Origin of the sequence: Streptomyces sp. NPDC001480 (assembly GCF_042894725.1) — a bacterium.
Taxonomy (GTDB): domain Bacteria; phylum Actinomycetota; class Actinomycetes; order Streptomycetales; family Streptomycetaceae; genus Streptomyces.
The window spans coordinates 283,229-302,131 of the sequence record NZ_JBIAVX010000001.1 but is presented as its reverse complement, the minus strand read 5'-3'; the positions used below and the strand labels follow the sequence as shown (position 1 = coordinate 302,131).

The window sequence follows — 18,903 nt, the reverse complement described above, 5'->3', positions numbered from 1 at the left end:
GCTCCGCCCCGTGGGCACGACCAGCCACTGACGGCCCGCAGCCCGCGACGAACAGAACCCGGCAGACGCTCACGCCCCCCAGCCGGCCTGCTCACCGCCCACTCGCTCGGCGACGATCTTCTGAGCCCACCCGGACCGGGCATACGCGGCGATGGGGTCGGGGTCCAGCCCCATCTCCCCCCGCACCTCCCGAAGCAGCCCCCGCACGTCTGTGCTGAACGCATCCATCAGCACGGCATTCGCCCCGAGCACATCCCCCGCCCGCTGAGCCTCGGCCAAAGCGACGCGGTCGACCAGCAGTGCCTTGGCGGTAGCCTCCTGGACGTTCATCACCGACCGGATGATCGCCGGGATCTTCGCCTCGATGTTGTGGCACTGGTCCAGCATGAAGGCAACCTCCGAGCCGAGCCCCCCGCCGCGCACCACCTCGTACATGATCCGGAACAGCTGGAACGGATCCGCCGCCCCCACCATCAGGTCGTCGTCCGCGTAGAACCGCGAGTTGAAGTCGAACCCGCCGAGCTTCTCCTCCCGGAGCAGCGTGGCCACGATGAACTCGATGTTGGTCCCGGGAGCGTGGTGCCCCGTGTCCACCACGACCTGCGCCTTCGGCCCGAGCTTCAGACAGTGCGCGTACGCGGTACCCCAGTCCGGAACATCCGTCGAATAGAAGGCGGGCTCGAAGAGCTTGTACTCGAGCAGCATCCGCTGCCCGTCGCCCAGCCGCTCGTAGACCTCCGCCAGCCCCTCGGCCAGCCGGTCCTGCCGCTCGCGCAGATCGTCTTGGCCGGGGTAGTTGGTCCCGTCGGCGAACCAGAGCTTCAGATCGGCGGAGCCCGTCGCGTCCATGATGTCGACGCACTCCAGCAGATGATCGACCGCCTTGCGCCGCACAGCGGCGTCGGGATGGCAGATGCTGCCGAGCTTGTAGTCGTCGTCCTGGAAGGTGTTGGAGTTGATCGCGCCGAGCTTCAGGCCGCGCTCCTCGGCGTGCTTGGCGAGCGCCGCGTAATCGTCGACCTTGTCCCACGGAACGTGCAGGGCGACGGTCGGGGCCACGCCCGTGACCGCGTGCACCTGCGCCGCGTCGTCCAGCTTCTCCTGCGGTGTCCGGGGCACGCCCGCCTGGGCGAACACCTTGAAACGGGTCCCCGAGTTCCCGTACGCCCACGACGGCGTCTCGACTGCCTGGGTCTTCAGCGCGGCTTTCACCACGGCGAGGTCGGTCACTTCGGGCTCCTGTGACATCGGGCCAGAAAGGCTTCACGGTGAAACGATTCAGAACGGGAAGCTAGGGGGCCTCCGAAGGCGTGTCAACCCCTCCGTCCAGGCATGTTCTCTGTGATGCGGGCGTGACCTTCTACTATCGAAATCTTTTCGAGCGCTACCCATTGACGTGACATGTCTGCCATGCCTAACGTCCCGGCCATCCAGTTGAAACCTTTCACGACGCCGTGAGGGCCGTCCCGCCGGCGTCGTCGAGGAGCCTGAAATGACCCACCCGTCCGACACGGGACCGGCCCCGGTGCTGGCGCTGAAGGGTGTTTCGAAGTCCTTCGGTGCCGTACGCGCCCTGCGGGACGTCTCCCTGGAGCTGTTCCCCGGCGAAGTGCACGCCCTCGCCGGTGAGAACGGCGCGGGCAAGTCGACGCTGATCAAGACCCTCGCGGGGGTGCACCGACCGGACGCCGGGCAGGTGCTGCTCGACGGCGAACCGGTCGTCTTCCACGGCCCCGGTGACGCCCGCGACGCCGGTATCGCCGTGATCTACCAGGAGCCCACGCTCTTCCCCGACCTGTCGATCGCCGAGAACATCTTCATGGGGCGGCAGCCCCGCCGGGCGCTGGGCCGGATCGACCACAAGGCCACCCACGCGGCGACCGCCGCCCTGATGAAGCGGCTCGGTGTCGTTCTCGACCCCGACCGCCCGGCCCGCGGGCTGTCCATCGCCGACCAGCAGATCGTGGAGATCGCCAAGGCGCTCTCCTTCGACGCCCGGGTACTGATCATGGACGAGCCGACGGCCGCCCTGACCGGCAGCGAGGTGGCCCGTCTCTTCGGCGTCGTCCGCACCCTGCGCGAGCAGGGCGCCGCCGTGCTGTTCATCTCGCACCGGCTGGAGGAGATCTTCCAGATCTGCCGGCGCGTCACCACACTGCGGGACGGCGCCTGGATCGCGAGCGAACCGGTCGAGGGCATGACCGAGGACGATCTCGTACGGCGCATGGTCGGCCGCGACCTCGACGAGCTCTACCCGAAGCAGGACGTCGAGCCGGGTGAAATCGCCCTGAGCGTGCGCCGGCTGACCCGCGAGGGCGTCTTCACCGACGTCTCCTTCGAGGTGCGCTGCGGCGAGATCGTCGGTCTCGCCGGGCTGGTCGGCGCCGGACGCACGGAGGTCGCGCGGGCCGTCTTCGGCGTCGACCGGTGGGACGCGGGGGAGGTGGAGGTCGCCGGGCGGACACTGACGAACGGCGCGCCCTCCGTCGCGATGGCCGCCGGGCTGGCCCTCGTCCCCGAGGACCGGCGCGCCCAGGGGCTGGTGATGGACATGTCCATCGAGCGGAACATCGGCCTGACCGGACTGCGGACGACGGTGAAGGCCGGGCTGATGGACCGGGGTGCCGAACGCAGCCGGTCCCTCGACTGGGCGGTCAGGCTCCAGGTGAAGTACGCCCGGATCGCCGACACCGTCTCCACCCTGTCCGGCGGCAACCAGCAGAAGGTCGTCCTCGCCAAGTGGCTGGCCACCGGCCCGAAGGTGCTGATCGTCGACGAGCCGACCCGCGGCATCGACGTCGGCACCAAGGCCGAGGTGCACCGGCTGCTCAGCGAGTTGGCCGCCGACGGGGTGGCCGTCCTGATGATCTCCTCCGACCTGCCCGAGATCCTCGGCATGGCCGACCGCGTGCTGGTGATGCACGAGGGCCGGCTCACCGCCGAGATCCCCCGCTCCGACGCCACCGAGGAAACCGTGATGGCCGCAGCCACGGGGAGGGCCGCAGCATGACGGTGGCCGCTCCCGAAGAAACCCCTGTCGCCGGCGTGGCCAAGTCCACCGGCACCCGGCTGGTCGACCGTGTCTTCAAGATGCGCGAACTCGCCATCCTCGTCGTCTTCCTGGTGATGGTCGCCGTCACCCAGGCCGGCAACAGCGAGTTCCTGTCCGAGCAGGGCATCAAGGACCTGCTCCTCAACGCGACCATCCTGGTCCTCGTCGCCACCGGCCAGTCGCTGGTGGTCGTCACCCGCAACGTCGACCTGTCCGTCGGTTCGACGCTCGGCATCAGCGCGTTCGCCGCCGGCACCTGTCTGCACGGCGGCGGGAACGCGGTCGTCGCGATCGTCCTCGCCGTCCTGCTCGGCATCGGCTGCGGCCTGCTGAACGGTCTGCTCGTCAGCCTCGGCCAGGTACCCGCGCTGGTCGTCACCCTCGGCACGCTCTACATCATCCGCGGCGTCGACTCCATCTGGGTCGGCTCCCGGCAGATCACCGCGGCCGACCTGCCCGGCGGCTTCGTGGACTTCGGCTCCGGCGGCATCTCCGCGGTGCCGTGGCCGGCGCTGATCGCACTGGCGGTGCTGGTCGCGACGGCGTACTACCTGAGGCACTTCGGCAGCGGACGCGAACTGTACGCCCTCGGCTCGAACCCGGAGGCCGCCCGCCTCGCCGGCATCCCGGTGCGCAAGCGGATCCTGGCCGCCTACACCTTCTGCGGCGGACTCGCCGGCCTCGCGGGCGCCATGTACCTGGCCCGTTTCGGCAACGTCGACTCCAGCACCGGCAACGGCTACGAACTCACCGTCGTCAGCGCCGTCGTGGTCGGCGGGGTGGTCTTCACCGGGGGCTCCGGCAGCGTCTACGGAGCCGCGCTCGGCGCGCTGCTGCTGACCTCCGTCAACAGCGTGCTGCCCGCCCTCGGGGTCAGCTCCGTGTGGGTGCTCGCCATCAACGGTGTCCTGCTGCTGCTCGCCATCGCGGTCGACCGGATCGTCGCGCTGCGCCTGGCCTCCGCCCTGAAGAAGAGGAACGCCCGCCATGCCTGACTCGCTGACGCGCGCCATCCGCTGGGACACGGTTGTCGGCGCGCTCCTGATCGTCCTGCTGCTGCTGTCGTTCGGCTTCGTCGACGGCTTCGGCAACTCCCTCAACCTGTCGTTCCTCCTCGGCAACACCCTGCCGATCGCGCTCATCGCCCTGCCGATGACCCTGCTCGTCGTCGCCGGTGAGATCGACCTGTCCGTCGCCTCGACGGCCGGGCTGTCCGGCGCGGTGATGGGCAAGCTGTGGAACGAGGGCATGGCCATCGAGACGATCATCCCGATCTGTCTGCTGCTCGGGCTGTGCTGCGGATTTGTCAACGGCCTGCTCGTGACCCGGCTCGGGCTGCCGTCCCTCGCCGTCACCATCGGCACCCTCGCCGCCTACCGGGGCATCGCGCAGATCGTGCTCGGCTCGGACGCGGTGACCGACTTCCCCACGCAGTACCTGGACTTCGCGGCTGGACGGGTCGGCGACAGTTTCCTGCCGCAGGCCTTCCTGCCCTTCCTGGTGCTGCTCGCGATCGCCGTGGTCGTGCTGCACGCCACCCCGTTCGGCCGGTCGCTGTTCGCGGTCGGCGCCGGCGAGGAAGCCGCCCGGTTCGCCGGGATCCGGGTGAAGCGGGCCAAGCTGATCCTGTTCACCGTCACCGGCCTCATGGCCTCCCTCACCGGCGTCTTCTGGGCCCTGCACTACGCCAGCGCCCGCTACGACAACGCCACCGGGCTCGAACTCTCCGTCGTCGCGGCCGTCCTGCTCGGCGGCATCGACTTCGACGGCGGCAAGGGCACGCTCGGCGGCGCGATCGCGGGAGTGTTCCTGCTGGGCGCGCTCCAGAACGTGATGAGCCTGCTCAACGTCTCCGCACAGTCGCAGATCGTCGTCACCGGCGTGCTGCTCGTCATCTCCGTGCTCGGCCCCCGGGTCGCACGTCAGATCTCCGTCGCGAAGGCGGGCCGCAGAGCGGCTGCCTCGACGCCGGCCGCCTCGTAACTCCGCTCGCTCACCCTCGTAAAGGACCCGCCATGCGCCAGTCATCCCTCCGCCGTGCCTGCGCGGCGCTCGCCGCCGGTACCTCCCTCGCCCTCGCGCTCACCGCCTGCGGCGGCACCACCAAGAAGGACGTCAAGGACGACAACGCCGCCGCGGCCACCGCCGGCAAGGCAGACCCGGGCGCCGCCACGAAGAAGGGCCTGACCGTCGGCTTCCTGCCCAAGCAGGTGAACAACCCCTACTTCACCTCCGCGGACAAGGGCGGCGAGAAGGCGCTGACCGAGCTGGGCTCGAAGTACAAGGAGGTCGGTCCGTCCAGCGCCACCGACACCTCCGGCCAGGTCAGCTACGTCAACACCCTCACGCAGCAGCGGGTGAACGCGATGGCCGTCTCCGCGCAGGACCCGGGCGCGCTGTGCACCGCGCTGAAGCAGGCCATGTCCAACGACATCAAGGTCGTCACCTACGACTCCGACACCAACCCCGGCTGCCGCAACGCCTTCGTCTCGCAGGCGAGCGCCGAGGACCTGGGCCGCACCGAGGTGCAGCTGCTGGCGAAGCAGATCGGCTACAAGGGCGAGATCGCGGTCCTGTCCGCCGCGCAGACCGCGACGAACCAGAACACCTGGATCGGCTACATGAAGGACGAGCTGAAGGACCCCAAGTACAAGAACGTCAAGCTCGTCAAGATCGCCTACGGCAACGACGACGCCCAGCAGTCCTTCCAGCAGACCCAGGGCCTGCTCCAGGAGCACCCCGAGCTGGCGGGGATCATCTCCCCGACCACCGTCGGCATCAAGGCCGCCGCCCAGTACCTCTCCGGCTCCAAGTACAAGGGCAAGGTCAAGCTGACCGGCCTCGGCACCCCCAACGACATGCGCAAGTACGTCAAGAACGGCACGGTCGACGCGTTCGAGCTGTGGGACCCGGCGAAGCTGGGCGACCTGGCCGCCCGTACCGCCGTCGCCCTGGCATCGGGGCAGATCAGCGGCAAGGAGGGCGAGACCTTCAAGGCCGGCGACACCTCGTACACCATCGGCAAGGACGGCGTGATCGTCCTCGGCAAGCCGACCGTGTTCGACGCCAAGAACATCGACCAGTTCAACTTCTAGCAGGGGAGCGGTACTTCATGCAGCGCGTCTGTTTCCTCCTCAAGGTCCGTGAGGACCGGCTCGCCGAGTACCGCGAACGCCATGCCGCCGTGTGGCCGGAGATGCTGGAGGCGCTCTCAGTCACAGGCTGGCACAACTACTCGCTCTTCCTGCGCGACGACGGCCTGCTCGTCGGCTACCTGGAGACCGAGGACTTCGCCGCCGCCCAGGCCGGCATGCAGGCCACGGACGTCAACGCCCGCTGGCAGGCGCAGATGGCGCCGTTCTTCGAGTCGCTGGACGGCGCCCGGCCCGACGAAGCGATGAAACCGCTCACCGAGGTCTTCCACCTCGCCTGACCGCCCTCAGGAGCCGCATCCATGAGAAGACGAACCGTGCTCGCGTCCGCCATGCTGGCCGCCACGGCCACCCCGGGCATCGCACGGGCCGCGTCCCCAGGGCCCTCCGTCACCAAGCAGGGCACCACGCGACTCGACGCCCAGGCCGTCTACTTCGTCTCCTACGACGGCCTGGTCAACAACAACTCCTTCCAGAAGAACGGCCTGCTGACCTACAAGGGCTACCAGTACGCCGCCTGGTACACGGCCACGCGCAACGCGGTCGTCGCCCGCCGGGCGCTGGGCGCGAGCACCTGGTCGACGGTCACGCTCTCCCACCAGCTGGGGAGCGACGACTCCCACAACGTCATCTCGATGGGCGTCTCGAAGACCGACGGCCGGCTGCACCTGAACATGGACTCGCACAGCGACGGCTTCTTCTACGTGAAGTCGGCCGCCGGACTCCTCGACAACCCGGGGACCACCGCGTGGACGTCGTCCGTCTTCGGCGCCGTGCAGACCTCGCTCGACGGGCTGGCGCTCACCACCCGGTTCACGTACCCGCAGTTCGTCTCCACCCCAGAGGGCAGGCTCCAGCTGAGCTACCGCGTCGGCATCTCCGGCAACGGACGCCACGCCCTCGCCGAGTACGACGGCTCGGCCTGGAAGGCGCTGGGGGAGTGGAGCGCCTCCACCGGCACCTACACCAGCTCGCACGGCTCCAGCACGGCCCGCAACATGTACCTGCACGGCATCGACTACGACGTCAACGGCCGCCTGCACGCCTTCTTCACCTGGCGGGAGCAGAACACCGCCGTGATGTGCAACAGCGGCGGCATCACCAATCACGACACCGGCTACGTGTACTCCACCGACCGGGGCCGCACCTGGCGCGACGACGCGGGCACGGTCGTCGGCACCACCGGCACCTCCGACACGGTGGCGGTCACCGACAGCCACCTGGTGGTCGACCCGCTGGGCCCGGACCACTCCCTGATGAACCAGGAGAGCCAGACCACCGACTCCACCGGCCTGCCGCACGCGGTCATCTCCTACGTCCCCGGCCGCTTCGGCCAGTGCACCACGAACTACGTCGCCGACCGCACCGCGAACGGCCGCGCCTTCCACCTGCGCAAGAACTCCTCCGGCGGGTGGCAGAAGACCGAGATCCCCGTCCCGCTGAACTCCAGCCAGCGCACCAAACTGGTCCTGGACAAGTACGACAACGCCTACGCGGTCTTCCCCTACGGCAGGATCGCCGGCGCCTCGAAGGCGTCCGGGTACACGGACTGGACGCTGCTGTACGACGGCAGCGGCCTGAACGCCTTCGGGGAGGTCGTGATCGACGAGCCGCGGGTGAAGGCCGACAACGTGCTGTCGTTCATGTACCAGGAGAAGTCCAGCGGTACGACCCCCTCGGCGCTGCACGTCGTCGACTTCGCCCTGCCCGTCTGACCGGTCGGGTGTGCGGCGGGTTGACGGTAATGTGAAGCCCCTCCCGCCGCCCCCTCGTCTCACTGGAGGTCCCCGCCCGATGGCCCAGTCGGTGGGTATCAAGGATGTCGCCCGCGTCGCCGGAGTGTCGGTGGGCACCGTGTCCAACGTCATCAACCGTCCGGACACGGTGGCCTTGGAGACGCGTGCCCGGGTGCAGTCCGCCATAGACCGGCTGGGCTACGTCCGCAGCGAGTCCGCGCGCCAGCTGCGCGCCGGCCGCAGCCGGATCATGGGCCTGCTCGTCCTCGACATGGGCAACCCCTTCTTCGTGGACGTGGCGCGCGGCGCCGAACGGGCGGCACGGGAGGCCGGGCTCGGCGTGATGGTCTGCAACAGCGCGCAGAGCGCCGGCGAGGAGGCCGAGTACCTGTCCCTCTTCGCCGAACAGCGGGTGCGCGGCGTGCTGCTCACCCCCGCCGACGCCACCGGACGCAACATCGAGACGTTCCGGCGGCACGGCATCCCCTTCGTACTGGTCGACCGGGTCGCCGAGGGCACCACCGAGTGCTCGGTCTCCGTCGACGACGTGGCGGGCGGCGCCCTGGCCGTCCGGCACCTGGTGGACGCCGGGCACCGCTCCATCGCGTACGTCAGCGGCCCGCCCGGCTTCAACCAGGTCAGGGACCGCCGCACCGGTGCCCTGAACGCCCTCGCGGAGGCCGGGCTCGGCCCCGACGCGCTGCGCGAGCTGCCCACCGAACGCCTCGACGTGGCCGCCGGACGGGATGCCGGCGCCCGCCTCCTCGGCCTGGCCGAGCGGCCGACCGCCGTCTTCTGCGCCAACGACCTGCTGGCCCTCGGCGTCCTCCAGGCCATGTACGCGGCCGGGGTCGTCGTCCCCGAGGACCTCGCGATCGTCGGCTACGACGACATCGAGTTCGCGGCCGCCGCCGCCGTCCCGCTCACCTCCGTACGGCAGCCCGCCGTCACCATGGGCGCCCTCGCCGCGGAACTGCTCCTGGAGGAGACGGAGGCACAGGACGGCCCCGGCACGCACGAGCACCGCCGGGTGGTGCTCCAGCCGGAGCTGGTGGTGCGGCGCTCCAGCCTCGCCGCCCGTTGACCCACGATTCAGTAACTTTCCATGATCCCAGGGGTCGGAAGGCGCACGGACATGTGCTGAACTGGGACGCGACCATCCGTCCGTCCCGGGAGATTCGTTGACCGTCAGCTACCGCCAGCCCGGCGTCGTCCTCACCGACCACCGCTTCACCGTGCCCCTGGACCACACCGATCCGGTGGGCGAGACCCTCGAGCTGTACGCCCGGGAGGTCGTCGCGAGCGACAAGGCGGACCGGGACCTGCCGTGGCTGGTCTACCTCCAGGGCGGCCCCGGCTTCGGGGCGAACCGTTTCGTCGGCAAGCAGGCCTGGCTCGGCCGGGCCCTGGAGGACCACCGCGTCCTGCTCCTCGACCAGCGCGGCACCGGCCACTCCACACCCCTCAACCGGCAGACGCTCCCGCTGCGCGGCGGCCCCGAGGCACAGGCCGGCCACCTCGTCCGTTTCCGCGCCGACTCGATCGTCCGCGACTGCGAGCTGATCCGCCCGCGGCTGACCGGCGGCGCCCCCTGGACCGTCCTCGGCCAGAGCTTCGGCGGCTTCTGCGCGGTGACGTACCTGTCCCTGGCACCGGAGGGCCTGAGCACCGCCGTGATCACCGGCGGCCTGCCCTCCCTCGACGCGCACGCCGACGACGTCTACCGGGCCGCCTACCCGCGGATGGAACGCAAGGTCACCGCCCACTACGACCGCTACCCGCAGGACATCGAACGCGCCCGCCGCATCGCCGACCACCTGCTGACCCACGACGTGGTCCTGCCGAACGGCTACCGCCTCACCGCAGAGGCCTTCCAGTCCCTCGGGATCCTGCTCGGCACCGGCGACGGCAGCCACCGCCTGCACCACCTCCTGGAGGACGCCTTCGTCCGCACCCCGCACGGCTGGGAGCTGTCGGACGCCTTCCAGGAGGAGGTGCAGGGCCAGCTGTCGTACGCGGGCCACCCGCTGTACGCCCTGGTCCACGAGGCGATCTACGGCCAGGACGACCGCCCCACCGCCTGGGCCGCGGAACGGGTGCGCGCCGAGTTCCCGCAGTTCGACGCGGCCAAGGCGCTCGCGGGCGACGCACCGTTGCTGTTCACCGGCGAGACCGTCCACCCCTGGACCTTCGACTGCGACCCCGCCCTGCGTCCGCTGCGCGAGACCGCCGAGCTGCTCGCCGCCCGCACCGACTGGCCGGCCCTGTACGACCCCGCGCGTCTCGCCGCCAACGAGGTCCCGGCCGTCGCCGCCGTCTACCACGACGACATGTACGTCGACACCGCCCACTCGCTGCGCACCGCCCGCGCGATCCGGGGCCTGCGCACCTGGGTCACCGACGAGTTCGAGCACGACGGTCTGCGGGCCGGCGCGCCCCGCGTACTGGACCGGCTGCTGGCGATGGCCCGCGACGAGGTGTGACGGCCCGGCGCTCACGACGCCCGGCGCTCACCGGGGCCCGGCACAAAAGCGGTTGCGCGGGTGGCCCGCACGCATAGTCTGCGCCCATGACCGAGCCGGAGACCAGCCAGCTGAAACCCATGCCGACCGACTGGCGGCGCGCCCTCGCCGTGGTGGCGCACCCGGACGACCTCGAGTACGGGTGCGCCGCGGCCGTCGCCGCCTGGACCGACGACGGCCGTGAGGTCGGCTACGTGCTCGCGACCCGCGGCGAGGCGGGCATCGACACCCTGGACCCCGCCGAGTGCGGCCCGTTGCGGGAACGCGAGCAGCGGGCGAGCGCGGCCGTGGTGGGCGTTACGGCCGTGGAGTTCCTCGACCACCGGGACGGCGTCGTCGAGTACGGCGCGGCGCTGCGCCGGGACATCGCCGCCGCGATCCGCCGCCACCGGCCCGAGCTGGTGATCACCCTCAACCACCGGGACACCTGGGGCGGCGCCGCCTGGAACACCCCGGACCACGTGGCCGTGGGCCGGGCCACGCTGGACGCGGCGGCCGACGCCGGAAACCGGTGGATCTTCCCCGAGCTCGCCGAACGGGGCCTCGAACCCTGGAACGGGGTCCGCTGGGTGGCCGTCGCCGGTTCCGTGTCACCGACCCACGCCGTCGACGCGACGCCGGGCCTGGAGCGGGCCGTGCGCTCGCTGCTCGAACACCGCACCTATATAAAGGCGTTGACCGACGAGGACCCCGAGAAGTACGCCCGGGATTTCCTCACCGCGACCGCCACGGCCAGCGGCGAACGCTTCGGCGGCAGGCCGGCGGTGGCCTTCGAACTGTTCGCCAGGTAGCCCGCAGCCGGTAGCCCTCAGCGGGCAGCCCTCAGCGGGCAGCCCGCCATCACAGACCGAACGGGGACGACATGAACGACACCGAACTCCTGGCCGACCGCTTCGAGGAGCACCGCGGGCATCTCAACGCCGTGGCCTACCGGATGCTCGGCTCGCTCGCCGAGGCCGAGGACGCGGTGCAGGAAGCCTGGTTACGGCTCGGCCGGACGGACCCGGCGGAGATCAGGAACCTGGGCGGCTGGCTGACCACCGTGGTCGGCCGGGTCTGCCTCGACACGCTGCGCTCGCGCACCGCCCGTCGCGAGGAGCCGATGGACGAGGGTTACGTGCCGGATCCCGTCGTCCGGCCCCTGTCCAGCCTCGACCCCGAGCAGGAGGTGCTCCAGGCCGACTCGGTGGGGCTGGCCCTGCTGGTGGTGCTGCAGACGCTGGAGCCCGCCGAGCGGCTGGCGTTCGTCCTGCACGACATGTTCGCCGTGCCGTTCGACGACATCGCGCCGATCGTGGAGCGCACCCCCGCCGCGACCCGCCAGCTGGCCAGCCGGGCCCGCCGCCGGGTGCAGGGCGCCACCCCCTCCGCCGACCCCGATCTCGGCCGGCAGCGCCAGGTGCTGGACGCCTTCCTGGCCGCCTCCCGGGGCGGCGACTTCGAGGCGCTCCTCGCCCTTCTCCACCCGGACGTGGTGCTGCGCGCCGACGCGGGTGCCCTGGTGCGGGGCGCGGCCGCCTCCAAGGTGGTGCACGGGGCGAAGGCGGTGGCCGAACAGGCGGCGCTGTTCTCCCGGTTCGCGGTCTTCGCGCGGCCGGTGCTGGTCAACGGCTCGCTGGGGATCGTCACCGCGCCTCAGGGCCGTGCGGTGTCCGTCACCGCCCTCACCGTGGCCGACGGCCGCGTCACCGGCATGTACATCCTGGCCGACCCCGACCGTCTGGCCCGCCTCGACCTGCCGGCCCTGGCGGAGTGACGGTCAGGCGGCCACGGCCAGTGGACCCAGGCTGCGGCGCGGGTCCACGGTCCGGCCGTCGGGCAGGAGTTCACCGGTGTCGTCGAAGACGATGGTGCCGTTGCACAGCAGGCTCCAGCCCTGCTCGGGGTGGGCCGAGGTGATCACGGCGGTGTGGTGGTCCGGGCTGTCGGCGGTGGGGCACGGCGGTTGATGGCTGCACATGAGGCCGCTCCTCTATGCGTTCGGCTCCTGTCCGGTGCCGGCTGTCACCACAGTAGATAGCCGCACTAGTTTTCCGATGGATGAGAAGCCGCCCACAACACCGGAAACTCATCGGTGAGGACGACCGGGCCGCCTGAGGCTGACCCGCGGCTCAGTAGGCTGTAGGGCATGCCAGATGAGATAGCCGGCCGGCCGGAACTGCGCGGGGACTGCGCCTCGTGCTTCGGGCTGTGCTGTGTCGCCCTGCCCTTCGCACGCTCGGCGGACTTCGCGCTCGACAAGCCCGCCGGGCAGCCCTGCCCCAACCTCCAGGGCGACCACCGCTGCGGCATCCACATCCGGCTGCGGGACAAGGGCTTCACCGGCTGCACGGTGTACGACTGCTTCGGCGCCGGTCAGAAGGTCTCCCAGGTCACCTTCGGCGGCCAGGACTGGCGCACCGGCTCCCGTGAGCACGCCCGGCGCATGTTCGACGTGTTCCCGGTCGTCCGGCAGCTCCACGAACTGCTCTGGTACCTCACCGAGGCGCTGGGCCTGCCCGCCGCCCGCCCCGTGCACGCCGAGCTGCGCGAGGCGCTGGCGAAGACCGAGCGGCTGACCCGGCAGACCCCCGACGAACTGGCCGCGCTGGACGTGGCCGCCCACCGGCAGGAGGTCAACGTCCTGCTGCTGCGCACCAGCGACCTGGTGCGGGCGGACTTCGACGCCAAGAGCGACAAGAGCGCGAAGCACGGCAGGAGCGGCAAGGGCGGCAAGGGCGCCAAGAAGAAGGACCGCCGGGGCGCGGACCTCATCGGCGCCCGGCTGAAGGGGGCCGACCTGAGCGGCGTCAGTCTGCGCGGCGCCTACCTCATCGCCGCCGACCTGACCGGCGCCGATCTGCGCGGCGCGGACCTGATCGGCGCCGACCTGCGGGACGCCGATCTCACGGACGCCGACCTGACCGGCGCGTTCTTCCTGACCCAGCCCCAGCTCGAGGCGGCCCGGGGGAGTGCCGGCACCCGGCTGCCGGAGTCAGTCACCCACCCCGTGCACTGGACAGCGCGGAGCTGACGCCGGGCCGTCCGTGTCCCCGGCCGTCACCGGGGCGGGTACGGGGCGCCGCTCCAGCCGCAGCCGCAGTCCCTCGGGCATCAGGGTCAGCCGTTCGGAGACCCGCAGCCGGTATCCGGGGTCGGCGCGCAGATCGTAGCGGCGCAGCAGCAGGCCGAGGACGAGTGTCGCCTCGTGCAGCGCGAACTGGCGGCCGATGCACGCCCGCGCCCCGGTCCCGAACGGCTTGAAGACGTGCGGGGCACGCCCCCGCGCGGCCTTCGCGTCGAACCGGTCCGGGTCGAAGCGTTCGGCGTCCGGACCCCACACCTCGGGGTCGCGGTGCAGCATCGGCAGCAGCACCAGCGTCCACGCGCCCCGGCGCATCGGGTGCTCCCCGGCCAGCACCGTGTCCTGCCGGGCCTCGCGCGCGAAGGCGGGCGCGGTGGGCCACAGCCGCAGCGACTCGTCCAGCACCCGGCGCACGTACCGAAGCTTGGCGACCTGGTCGTAGTCGGGCGCCGGCGTGTCGCCCCAGACGCGGTCCACCTCGGCCCGGGCCCGGGCCGCCACCTCGGGGTGCCGGGAGAGGTAGTACAGGGCGAAGGAGAGGGCACCCGAGGTGGTCTCGTGGCCCGCGACCAGGAAGGTGATCACCTGGTAGCGGACGTTCTCCGGCGACAGCCGCTCCCCGGTCTCCGGGTGCGCCGTCGCCAGCATCCGGTCCAGCAGGTCCCCGGCCCCGGTCCCGCCCGCGTCCGACTCGCGCCGGGCCCGTACGAGGTCGTCGACGGTGCGGTTGAGGAGGGCGATGTCGGCCGCGTTGCGCCGGGTGGCGCCGCGCAGCAGCAGCGGGGCCAGCGGGGCGGGCACGGTGTTCAGCCGCTGGGCGTAGGTGAGCGTGCCGATCATCGCGGTCACGAACGGGTGGAGCCGGCCGCGCTCGAAGGAGCCGAAGTCGTGCCCGAACCCGGTACGGGCGATCGTCTCCAGGGTCAGCTTGGTCATGTCGCCGGGCACGTCCACGGCACGCCCGGCCGCCGCCTCCCGGTCCCAGTGCCCGGTCAGCCGGCCGGCTACGTCCAGCATCATCGGGTGGTAGCCCGCCATGGCCTCCCGGCTGAAGGCGGGGGCGAGGACGTCGTGCGCCAGCTGCCAGTTGGGCTCGTGGTTGTACGCCGTGAACAGCCCGTCCCCGGCGACCGGCCGCAGATTGGCCACCCCGAGGCCGACGTGCTTGGCGAACCTGGTCTCGTCCGCCAGGTCGGCCGCGAGCCGGGCGCCCGCCACGAACACGAACTCGTTCCCGAACGCCTTGCGCCTGAAGATCGGGCCCAGCCGGCGGGCGAACCGCATCGAGTCCTGGAGCGGTGTGCGCCGGTCGACGCCGAGGACGTCGCCGAGCAGCGGCAGCCGGTGCGGCGGGTGGGGGATGCGCTCCAGCTCCGGCCAGCCCTGCTCGGCACCGCGGAACCCCTTGGGCAGCGCTGCCCCGCCCGCCGTCCTGCTGCCCGTCTCCGCCATGACGCGATCTCCCTTGATCCAAGCCATCGGTTGAGCGTGTTGCGTGGGTTCGTGTTGTACGTGAGTTCAATAGCGTGTTCCAGTCTGATCCGGTTGTTGAACCCGCGTCAAGTAAGGTGCGGTCATGGCCGCGAACCAGGGTGGGGGCACCCGTCGCCGACTCAGCACCCAGGAGCGCCGCGAGCAGTTGCTGTCGGTCGGTGCGCAGCTGTTCTCGGAGTGTCCCTACGACGACGTGTGGATCGAGCGGGTCGCGGAGATCGCCGGAGTCTCGCGCGGGCTGCTGTACCACTACTTCCCGACCAAGAGGGACTTCTTCGCGGCGGTCGTCGAGCGCGAGAGTGAACGCATGCTGCGGATGACGGAGGCCGTGCCCGGGGTGCCGGTGCGCGAGCAGCTCACCGCGGGTCTCGACGCCTTCCTGGAGTACGTCGAGACCCACGCCCACGGCTACCGCGCCTTCCATCGCGCCGACGCGGCGGGCGACCAGGACGTGCGCCGGGTCTACCAGCGGGCGCTGGCCGCCCAGGAGCGACAGATCCTGGCCGCCCTCGCCGCGGACCCGGAGTTCGGCCCGCGCTTCGCCGAGCGCTGCGACCTCGGTCTCGCGGTGCGCGGCTGGCTGGCCTTCACCACGGCGGTGTGTCTGGAGTGGCTGCGGGGGTTCGATCTGTCCCGGGAGCAGGTGCGGGACCTGTGTGCGCGGGCGCTGCTCGGCCTGATCACGTAGCCGTGGCCTGATCGCGTGGCCGTGGCCGGGGCATGGCCGGGGCGCGGTTGGCGCGCACCCCGATCTTCGATAGGTTAGGCAAGGCTTACCTAAGGAGGTTGCGGGATGGGTGACAGCTGGACGGCCGTGCCCGGCGTGGCGGAACAGGCCCGCTCGGTGCTCGCCGTGGCGTGGTCCTGCACGGTGACGGCGGACGGCGGGCGCGAGGAGCTCGTCGGCGCACACACCGTCGACGAGGACGGGCGGGTGCTGCTGCGGGTGCCCGAGGACGGCGCCCTGCGTGCGGCGGCGGTCTGTGCGCCGCGCGGGGAGCCGTCCGCCGTGCTGGAGTTCGCCGACGTCGCGCCCGTCCCCGTGCGCCACCGGATCCGTGCCCGCCTCTGGCTGGCCGGCTGGTTCGCCGCCGAGGACGGCCGGCTGGCGTTCCGGCCCACCCGGGTGGTGCTGCGCCGGTCCTCCGGCGCGGTGCTCGTCGGCCTCGACGAGTTCGCCGCCGCGACTCCCGACCCGCTCGCCCCGGCCGAGGCCCGGCTGCTGACCCACCTCGCCGACGCCCACCCCGACGCCGTCGAACGGCTCACCCGGCTCGTCGAACCCGGCAGCCTTCATGCTGCGACCCGGGTGACGCCCCTCGCGGTGGACCGCCACGGACTGACGCTGCGCATCGAGCGTGCCCGCGGCCACGGTGACGTACGGCTGCCGTTCCACGCGCCCGCCGACGACCTCGCCCAGCTCACCGAGCGCGTGCACGTCCTGCTGTCGCAGGCGAGCGCCGCCGGCTGCCCGCGCGGCCTACAGCGGCAGCGCGCAGACGGCGACCGGTGAGGCGTACGGCTCACCCGCGCGCCGCAGTTCCCCGCTGCCGGTGTCCACGTGGAAGACGCTCACCGTGCCCGACCGCTGGTTCGCCGCGAACAGCAGCCCGCCGTCCGGTGAGAAGGCGATCTGCCGGGGGAAGTCCCCGCCCACCGGCACGGTGTCGATCAGGCGCAGCCGGGCACCGTCCGCCTCGACCGCGTACCGGGTGAGGCTGTTGTCGCCGCGGTTGGCGAGGTAGGCGTACGCGCCGTTCGCGGTCACCAGGAACTGGGCCGGGTAGTTGGTGCCCGCGCCGGTGCCGGTGGACTGCGGGGTGCCGATCGCCAGCCGGCCCGTGCCGGGGTCGTAGGCGCACACCGTGACCGTGTCGTCGACCTCGTTGGCCAGGTAGGCGTGCCGGCCATCCGGATGGAAGGTGAGGTGGCGCGGGCCCGCGCCCGGGCGCGCGTGGGCCCGGGCGACCTCGGTGAGCGTGCCCGCGGCCGTGTCCAGGCGGTAGCTGTAGACGGTGTCGGTGCCCAGGTCGACGGCGAGGACGTGGCCGCCGTCGGGGCTGGTGACGATCTGGTGGGCGTGCGGGCCCTGCCGGCCGGGACCGGGCGGGGGACTGGAGTGCGTGACGAGACCGGTGCGCTCCCCGAGGGCGCCCGCCGCGTCGATGGGGTGCACGGCCACGCTGCCGGACCCGTAGTTGGCGCTGAACAGCCAGCGCCCGGTCGGATGGACGGAGAGGTGGCAGGGGGCCGCGCCGCCGGTGCCGCGGGTGCCGAGGACCTTCCGGTCGGCCAGGCGCACGGCGGTCACCCCGCCGTCCGTGCGCTCGTCGACCGCGTACAGGGTGCGGCCGTCCGGATGCACGGCGAGGTAGGAGGGATCGGCCACACCGGTGACGGTCCCGCCGCCGGTGATCCGGCCCGTCACCGGGTCGTACGAGGCCAGGCCGATGCCGGTGCCGCCGCCGTCGACGGAGGTGTACGTGCCCAGGTGGAGCGGGCGCGGGGACGGCTCGGGCACACCGCGCTCCGGCCGCGCGGTGGCCGTACGCCCCCCGGGTGCGGGCGCGTCCGCCCGGGGCGCGGCGGGCGAGGGGACCGCCACCACGGCGGCCGCCCCGGCCGCGGCCCCGACGAACCGGCGCCTGCTCCAGCCGCCGCGCGCCTCCTGCGCCCCACTGTCCATCGCCCGCACCTCAGGTCGTCGGTTGCCCCGGTCGTGACGCCACCTTCGCGCGGACCGTCCCTCAAGTGCAAGAACGGCAACGCTGGTTGCGCAGGGCGCAATGGACGCGCCCGGTGCCGGTGACGACCAGGACTACCAGTCGCCGTCCTCCACCGGCAGGCCCGGCCCGTCCTTCAGCTGCTGCACCTGGCCGGGTGACGGCTGCTGCCAGGGGTCGAGATCGTCACCGAGCCAGTCGCCGACCGGCTTGACGGATCCGAGGGCGTCCGTGGGGGCGAGGTCCTCGGCGTCCTGGTCGTAGTAGTCGTACCAGGGCAGTCCCGCCCGTGTGTACGCCGCCCGGTCCACCGGGGACGGCGGGGGCGCCTCGCCCGTGATGCGCCGCCACTCCGGCGGGGTGACCAGGTGTACGAACACCCGCCCGGACGGTTCCTGGGACCAGTCGGTCAGCGGCCGGTCGTCCCGGTAGACCTCCTGACGCATCGAGCCGCCGACCCCGAGCCCCATGGCCGCGGCCTTCCGGGGCGGTCCTGCCGGGGGCGCGGCCGGTGCGGCCGCCGGGGCCATGGGCATCGCGCCGGCCGGGGCGGCGCCGTATCCCCGCGTCCGCTCCTGCCGGGCCCGCTGCGCCTCGCGCCACTCGGCGAGGCGGTCCTCCCGCAGCGGGAACGACCGCAGCTGGATACCGCCCCACACCTCCTCGCCGGTGACCTGGCCCTCCACCGTCGCGCCCAGCCCGAGCGGCACCGCCACGAACTGGCGGACCGTGCCCTTGCCGGAGTTGATGCCGTCCAGCCAGGGCTGGCGGGGCAGAACGAGGTAGTTCTGCGGGTCGCGGGAGAGCCGGTCGCCGAACGGCCTGCCCGACACGGCGCACACCTTGCCCGCCCCGACCTGGAGCGCGGCCGGTTCCGTGGTGCCCGCGAAGCTCAGCCACATCGCCTCGCGCAGATACACCGGCAGCATGACGCCGCCGCGTGCCCGCCACTCCTCGGGCACCCTGTCCGCGTGATCGGCGATCCGCCGCACGGGGAACTCGCCCAGGCCCGGCGGCAGCGGATGGGTCCCCGACTCCGGCAGCCGCAGGGTGCGCACGAAGCGCACCGCCACTCCGCCCGGCAGGCGCAGCGTGTTCCCGTCGATCCGTACGGCCGTGCCGGTCATCCGCACGCCCCCTCACCCTGATGTCTCCTCGCT

Annotated in this window: 18 protein-coding genes; 13 read left to right on the top strand and 5 right to left on the bottom strand. The window is 71.9% G+C overall.

Features of this window, described 5'->3' with window-relative positions; genetic code table 11:
- Positions 1–69: 69 nt before the first annotated feature.
- Positions 70–1,230, bottom strand: coding sequence for an L-rhamnose isomerase (gene rhaI / locus ACFY01_RS01415; RefSeq protein ID WP_390733567.1), 1,161 nt, complete (start codon positions 1,228–1,230; stop codon positions 70–72).
- Between the two features lie 262 nt (positions 1,231–1,492).
- Here rhaI and ACFY01_RS01410 point away from each other — a divergent pair, with 262 nt between their 5' ends.
- The 10 genes from ACFY01_RS01410 (at position 1,493) to sigJ (ending at position 12,218) form a co-directional block, all read left to right on the top strand.
- Positions 1,493–3,010 carry a sugar ABC transporter ATP-binding protein gene (locus tag ACFY01_RS01410; protein WP_390733566.1) on the top strand — a complete coding sequence of 506 codons (1,518 nt, stop codon included), beginning with the start codon at positions 1,493–1,495 and terminating at the stop codon, positions 3,008–3,010.
- Positions 3,007–4,047, top strand: a complete 1,041-nt coding sequence (locus tag ACFY01_RS01405) for an ABC transporter permease (RefSeq protein ID WP_390733565.1) — start codon at positions 3,007–3,009, stop codon at positions 4,045–4,047. Before ACFY01_RS01410 ends, ACFY01_RS01405 begins: the two co-directional genes overlap by 4 nt.
- Positions 4,040–5,035 (top strand): ABC transporter permease, encoded by a 996-nt coding sequence (locus ACFY01_RS01400; RefSeq protein WP_390733564.1) that lies wholly within the window; start codon positions 4,040–4,042, stop codon positions 5,033–5,035. The genes ACFY01_RS01405 and ACFY01_RS01400 overlap by 8 nt, the downstream gene beginning before the upstream one ends.
- 32 nt (positions 5,036–5,067) lie before the next feature.
- Positions 5,068–6,147, top strand: a complete 1,080-nt coding sequence (gene rhaS / locus ACFY01_RS01395) for a rhamnose ABC transporter substrate-binding protein (RefSeq protein ID WP_390733563.1) — start codon at positions 5,068–5,070, stop codon at positions 6,145–6,147.
- A gap of 17 nt (positions 6,148–6,164) precedes the next feature.
- Entirely contained in the window at positions 6,165–6,485 is a 321-nt protein-coding gene (locus ACFY01_RS01390; RefSeq protein WP_390733562.1) for an L-rhamnose mutarotase, read from the top strand.
- 21 nt (positions 6,486–6,506) lie between these two features.
- Positions 6,507–7,919, top strand: coding sequence for a BNR repeat-containing protein (locus ACFY01_RS01385; protein WP_390733561.1), 1,413 nt, complete (start codon positions 6,507–6,509; stop codon positions 7,917–7,919).
- Between the two features lie 79 nt (positions 7,920–7,998).
- Positions 7,999–9,024, top strand: coding sequence for a LacI family DNA-binding transcriptional regulator (locus tag ACFY01_RS01380; protein WP_390733560.1), 1,026 nt, complete (start codon positions 7,999–8,001; stop codon positions 9,022–9,024).
- Between the two features lie 97 nt (positions 9,025–9,121).
- Complete coding sequence (locus tag ACFY01_RS01375) at positions 9,122–10,423, top strand: alpha/beta fold hydrolase (RefSeq protein WP_390733559.1); 1,302 nt, start codon at positions 9,122–9,124, stop codon at positions 10,421–10,423.
- A gap of 86 nt (positions 10,424–10,509) precedes the next feature.
- Complete coding sequence (locus ACFY01_RS01370) at positions 10,510–11,253, top strand: PIG-L deacetylase family protein (RefSeq protein WP_390733558.1); 744 nt, start codon at positions 10,510–10,512, stop codon at positions 11,251–11,253.
- A gap of 71 nt (positions 11,254–11,324) precedes the next feature.
- Complete coding sequence (sigJ, locus tag ACFY01_RS01365; RefSeq protein ID WP_390733557.1) at positions 11,325–12,218, top strand: RNA polymerase sigma factor SigJ; 894 nt, start codon at positions 11,325–11,327, stop codon at positions 12,216–12,218.
- A gap of 3 nt (positions 12,219–12,221) precedes the next feature.
- Here sigJ and ACFY01_RS01360 read toward each other — a convergent pair whose 3' ends face one another.
- Positions 12,222–12,422 carry a DUF5999 family protein gene (locus ACFY01_RS01360; RefSeq protein ID WP_390733556.1) on the bottom strand — a complete coding sequence of 67 codons (201 nt, stop codon included), beginning with the start codon at positions 12,420–12,422 and terminating at the stop codon, positions 12,222–12,224.
- Between the two features lie 168 nt (positions 12,423–12,590).
- On the opposite strand from ACFY01_RS01360, the gene ACFY01_RS01355 reads away from it, so the two are divergent.
- Positions 12,591–13,475: a pentapeptide repeat-containing protein gene (locus ACFY01_RS01355; RefSeq protein ID WP_390733555.1), complete on the top strand. Its 885-nt coding sequence runs from the start codon at positions 12,591–12,593 to the stop codon at positions 13,473–13,475.
- Here the strand turns inward: ACFY01_RS01355 and ACFY01_RS01350 are convergent.
- A complete protein-coding gene (locus ACFY01_RS01350; protein ID WP_390733554.1) occupies positions 13,437–14,978 on the bottom strand; it encodes a cytochrome P450 in 1,542 nt (513 codons plus the stop codon). The two genes, ACFY01_RS01355 and ACFY01_RS01350, sit on opposite strands and share 39 nt — an antisense overlap.
- A gap of 124 nt (positions 14,979–15,102) precedes the next feature.
- Between ACFY01_RS01350 and ACFY01_RS01345 the strand changes: the two genes are divergently transcribed.
- Complete coding sequence (locus ACFY01_RS01345) at positions 15,103–15,708, top strand: TetR/AcrR family transcriptional regulator (RefSeq protein WP_390733553.1); 606 nt, start codon at positions 15,103–15,105, stop codon at positions 15,706–15,708.
- A 105-nt stretch (positions 15,709–15,813) separates the two neighbouring features.
- On the top strand, positions 15,814–16,533 hold the full coding sequence (locus tag ACFY01_RS01340; protein ID WP_390733552.1) for a DUF2470 domain-containing protein: 720 nt from the start codon (positions 15,814–15,816) through the stop codon (positions 16,531–16,533).
- On the opposite strand, the gene ACFY01_RS01335 is transcribed toward ACFY01_RS01340, so the two are convergent.
- On the bottom strand, positions 16,501–17,706 hold the full coding sequence (locus ACFY01_RS01335) for a lactonase family protein (protein ID WP_390733551.1): 1,206 nt from the start codon (positions 17,704–17,706) through the stop codon (positions 16,501–16,503). The two genes, ACFY01_RS01340 and ACFY01_RS01335, sit on opposite strands and share 33 nt — an antisense overlap.
- Before the next feature lie 132 nt (positions 17,707–17,838).
- Entirely contained in the window at positions 17,839–18,870 is a 1,032-nt protein-coding gene (locus tag ACFY01_RS01330) for a hypothetical protein (protein WP_390733550.1), read from the bottom strand.
- Between the last annotated feature and the right edge of the window lie 33 nt (positions 18,871–18,903).

What these genes read in the sequence shown, in the direction of transcription:
- ACFY01_RS01410 (WP_390733566.1), top strand. Translation starts at nt 1,493, where the DNA reads ATGACCCACCCGTCCGACACGGGACCGGCCCCGGTGCTGGCGCTGAAG.
- ACFY01_RS01405 (WP_390733565.1), top strand. Translation starts at nt 3,007, where the DNA reads ATGACGGTGGCCGCTCCCGAAGAAACCCCTGTCGCCGGCGTGGCCAAG.
- ACFY01_RS01400 (WP_390733564.1), top strand. Translation starts at nt 4,040, where the DNA reads ATGCCTGACTCGCTGACGCGCGCCATCCGCTGGGACACGGTTGTCGGC.
- rhaS (WP_390733563.1), top strand. Translation starts at nt 5,068, where the DNA reads ATGCGCCAGTCATCCCTCCGCCGTGCCTGCGCGGCGCTCGCCGCCGGT.
- ACFY01_RS01390 (WP_390733562.1), top strand. Translation starts at nt 6,165, where the DNA reads ATGCAGCGCGTCTGTTTCCTCCTCAAGGTCCGTGAGGACCGGCTCGCC.
- ACFY01_RS01385 (WP_390733561.1), top strand. Translation starts at nt 6,507, where the DNA reads ATGAGAAGACGAACCGTGCTCGCGTCCGCCATGCTGGCCGCCACGGCC.
- ACFY01_RS01380 (WP_390733560.1), top strand. Translation starts at nt 7,999, where the DNA reads ATGGCCCAGTCGGTGGGTATCAAGGATGTCGCCCGCGTCGCCGGAGTG.
- ACFY01_RS01370 (WP_390733558.1), top strand. Translation starts at nt 10,510, where the DNA reads ATGACCGAGCCGGAGACCAGCCAGCTGAAACCCATGCCGACCGACTGG.
- sigJ (WP_390733557.1), top strand. Translation starts at nt 11,325, where the DNA reads ATGAACGACACCGAACTCCTGGCCGACCGCTTCGAGGAGCACCGCGGG.
- ACFY01_RS01360 (WP_390733556.1), bottom strand. Translation starts at nt 12,422, where the DNA reads ATGTGCAGCCATCAACCGCCGTGCCCCACCGCCGACAGCCCGGACCAC.
- ACFY01_RS01355 (WP_390733555.1), top strand. Translation starts at nt 12,591, where the DNA reads ATGCCAGATGAGATAGCCGGCCGGCCGGAACTGCGCGGGGACTGCGCC.
- ACFY01_RS01350 (WP_390733554.1), bottom strand. Translation starts at nt 14,978, where the DNA reads ATGGCGGAGACGGGCAGCAGGACGGCGGGCGGGGCAGCGCTGCCCAAG.
- ACFY01_RS01345 (WP_390733553.1), top strand. Translation starts at nt 15,103, where the DNA reads ATGGCCGCGAACCAGGGTGGGGGCACCCGTCGCCGACTCAGCACCCAG.
- ACFY01_RS01340 (WP_390733552.1), top strand. Translation starts at nt 15,814, where the DNA reads ATGGGTGACAGCTGGACGGCCGTGCCCGGCGTGGCGGAACAGGCCCGC.
- ACFY01_RS01335 (WP_390733551.1), bottom strand. Translation starts at nt 17,706, where the DNA reads ATGGACAGTGGGGCGCAGGAGGCGCGCGGCGGCTGGAGCAGGCGCCGG.
- ACFY01_RS01330 (WP_390733550.1), bottom strand. Translation starts at nt 18,870, where the DNA reads ATGACCGGCACGGCCGTACGGATCGACGGGAACACGCTGCGCCTGCCG.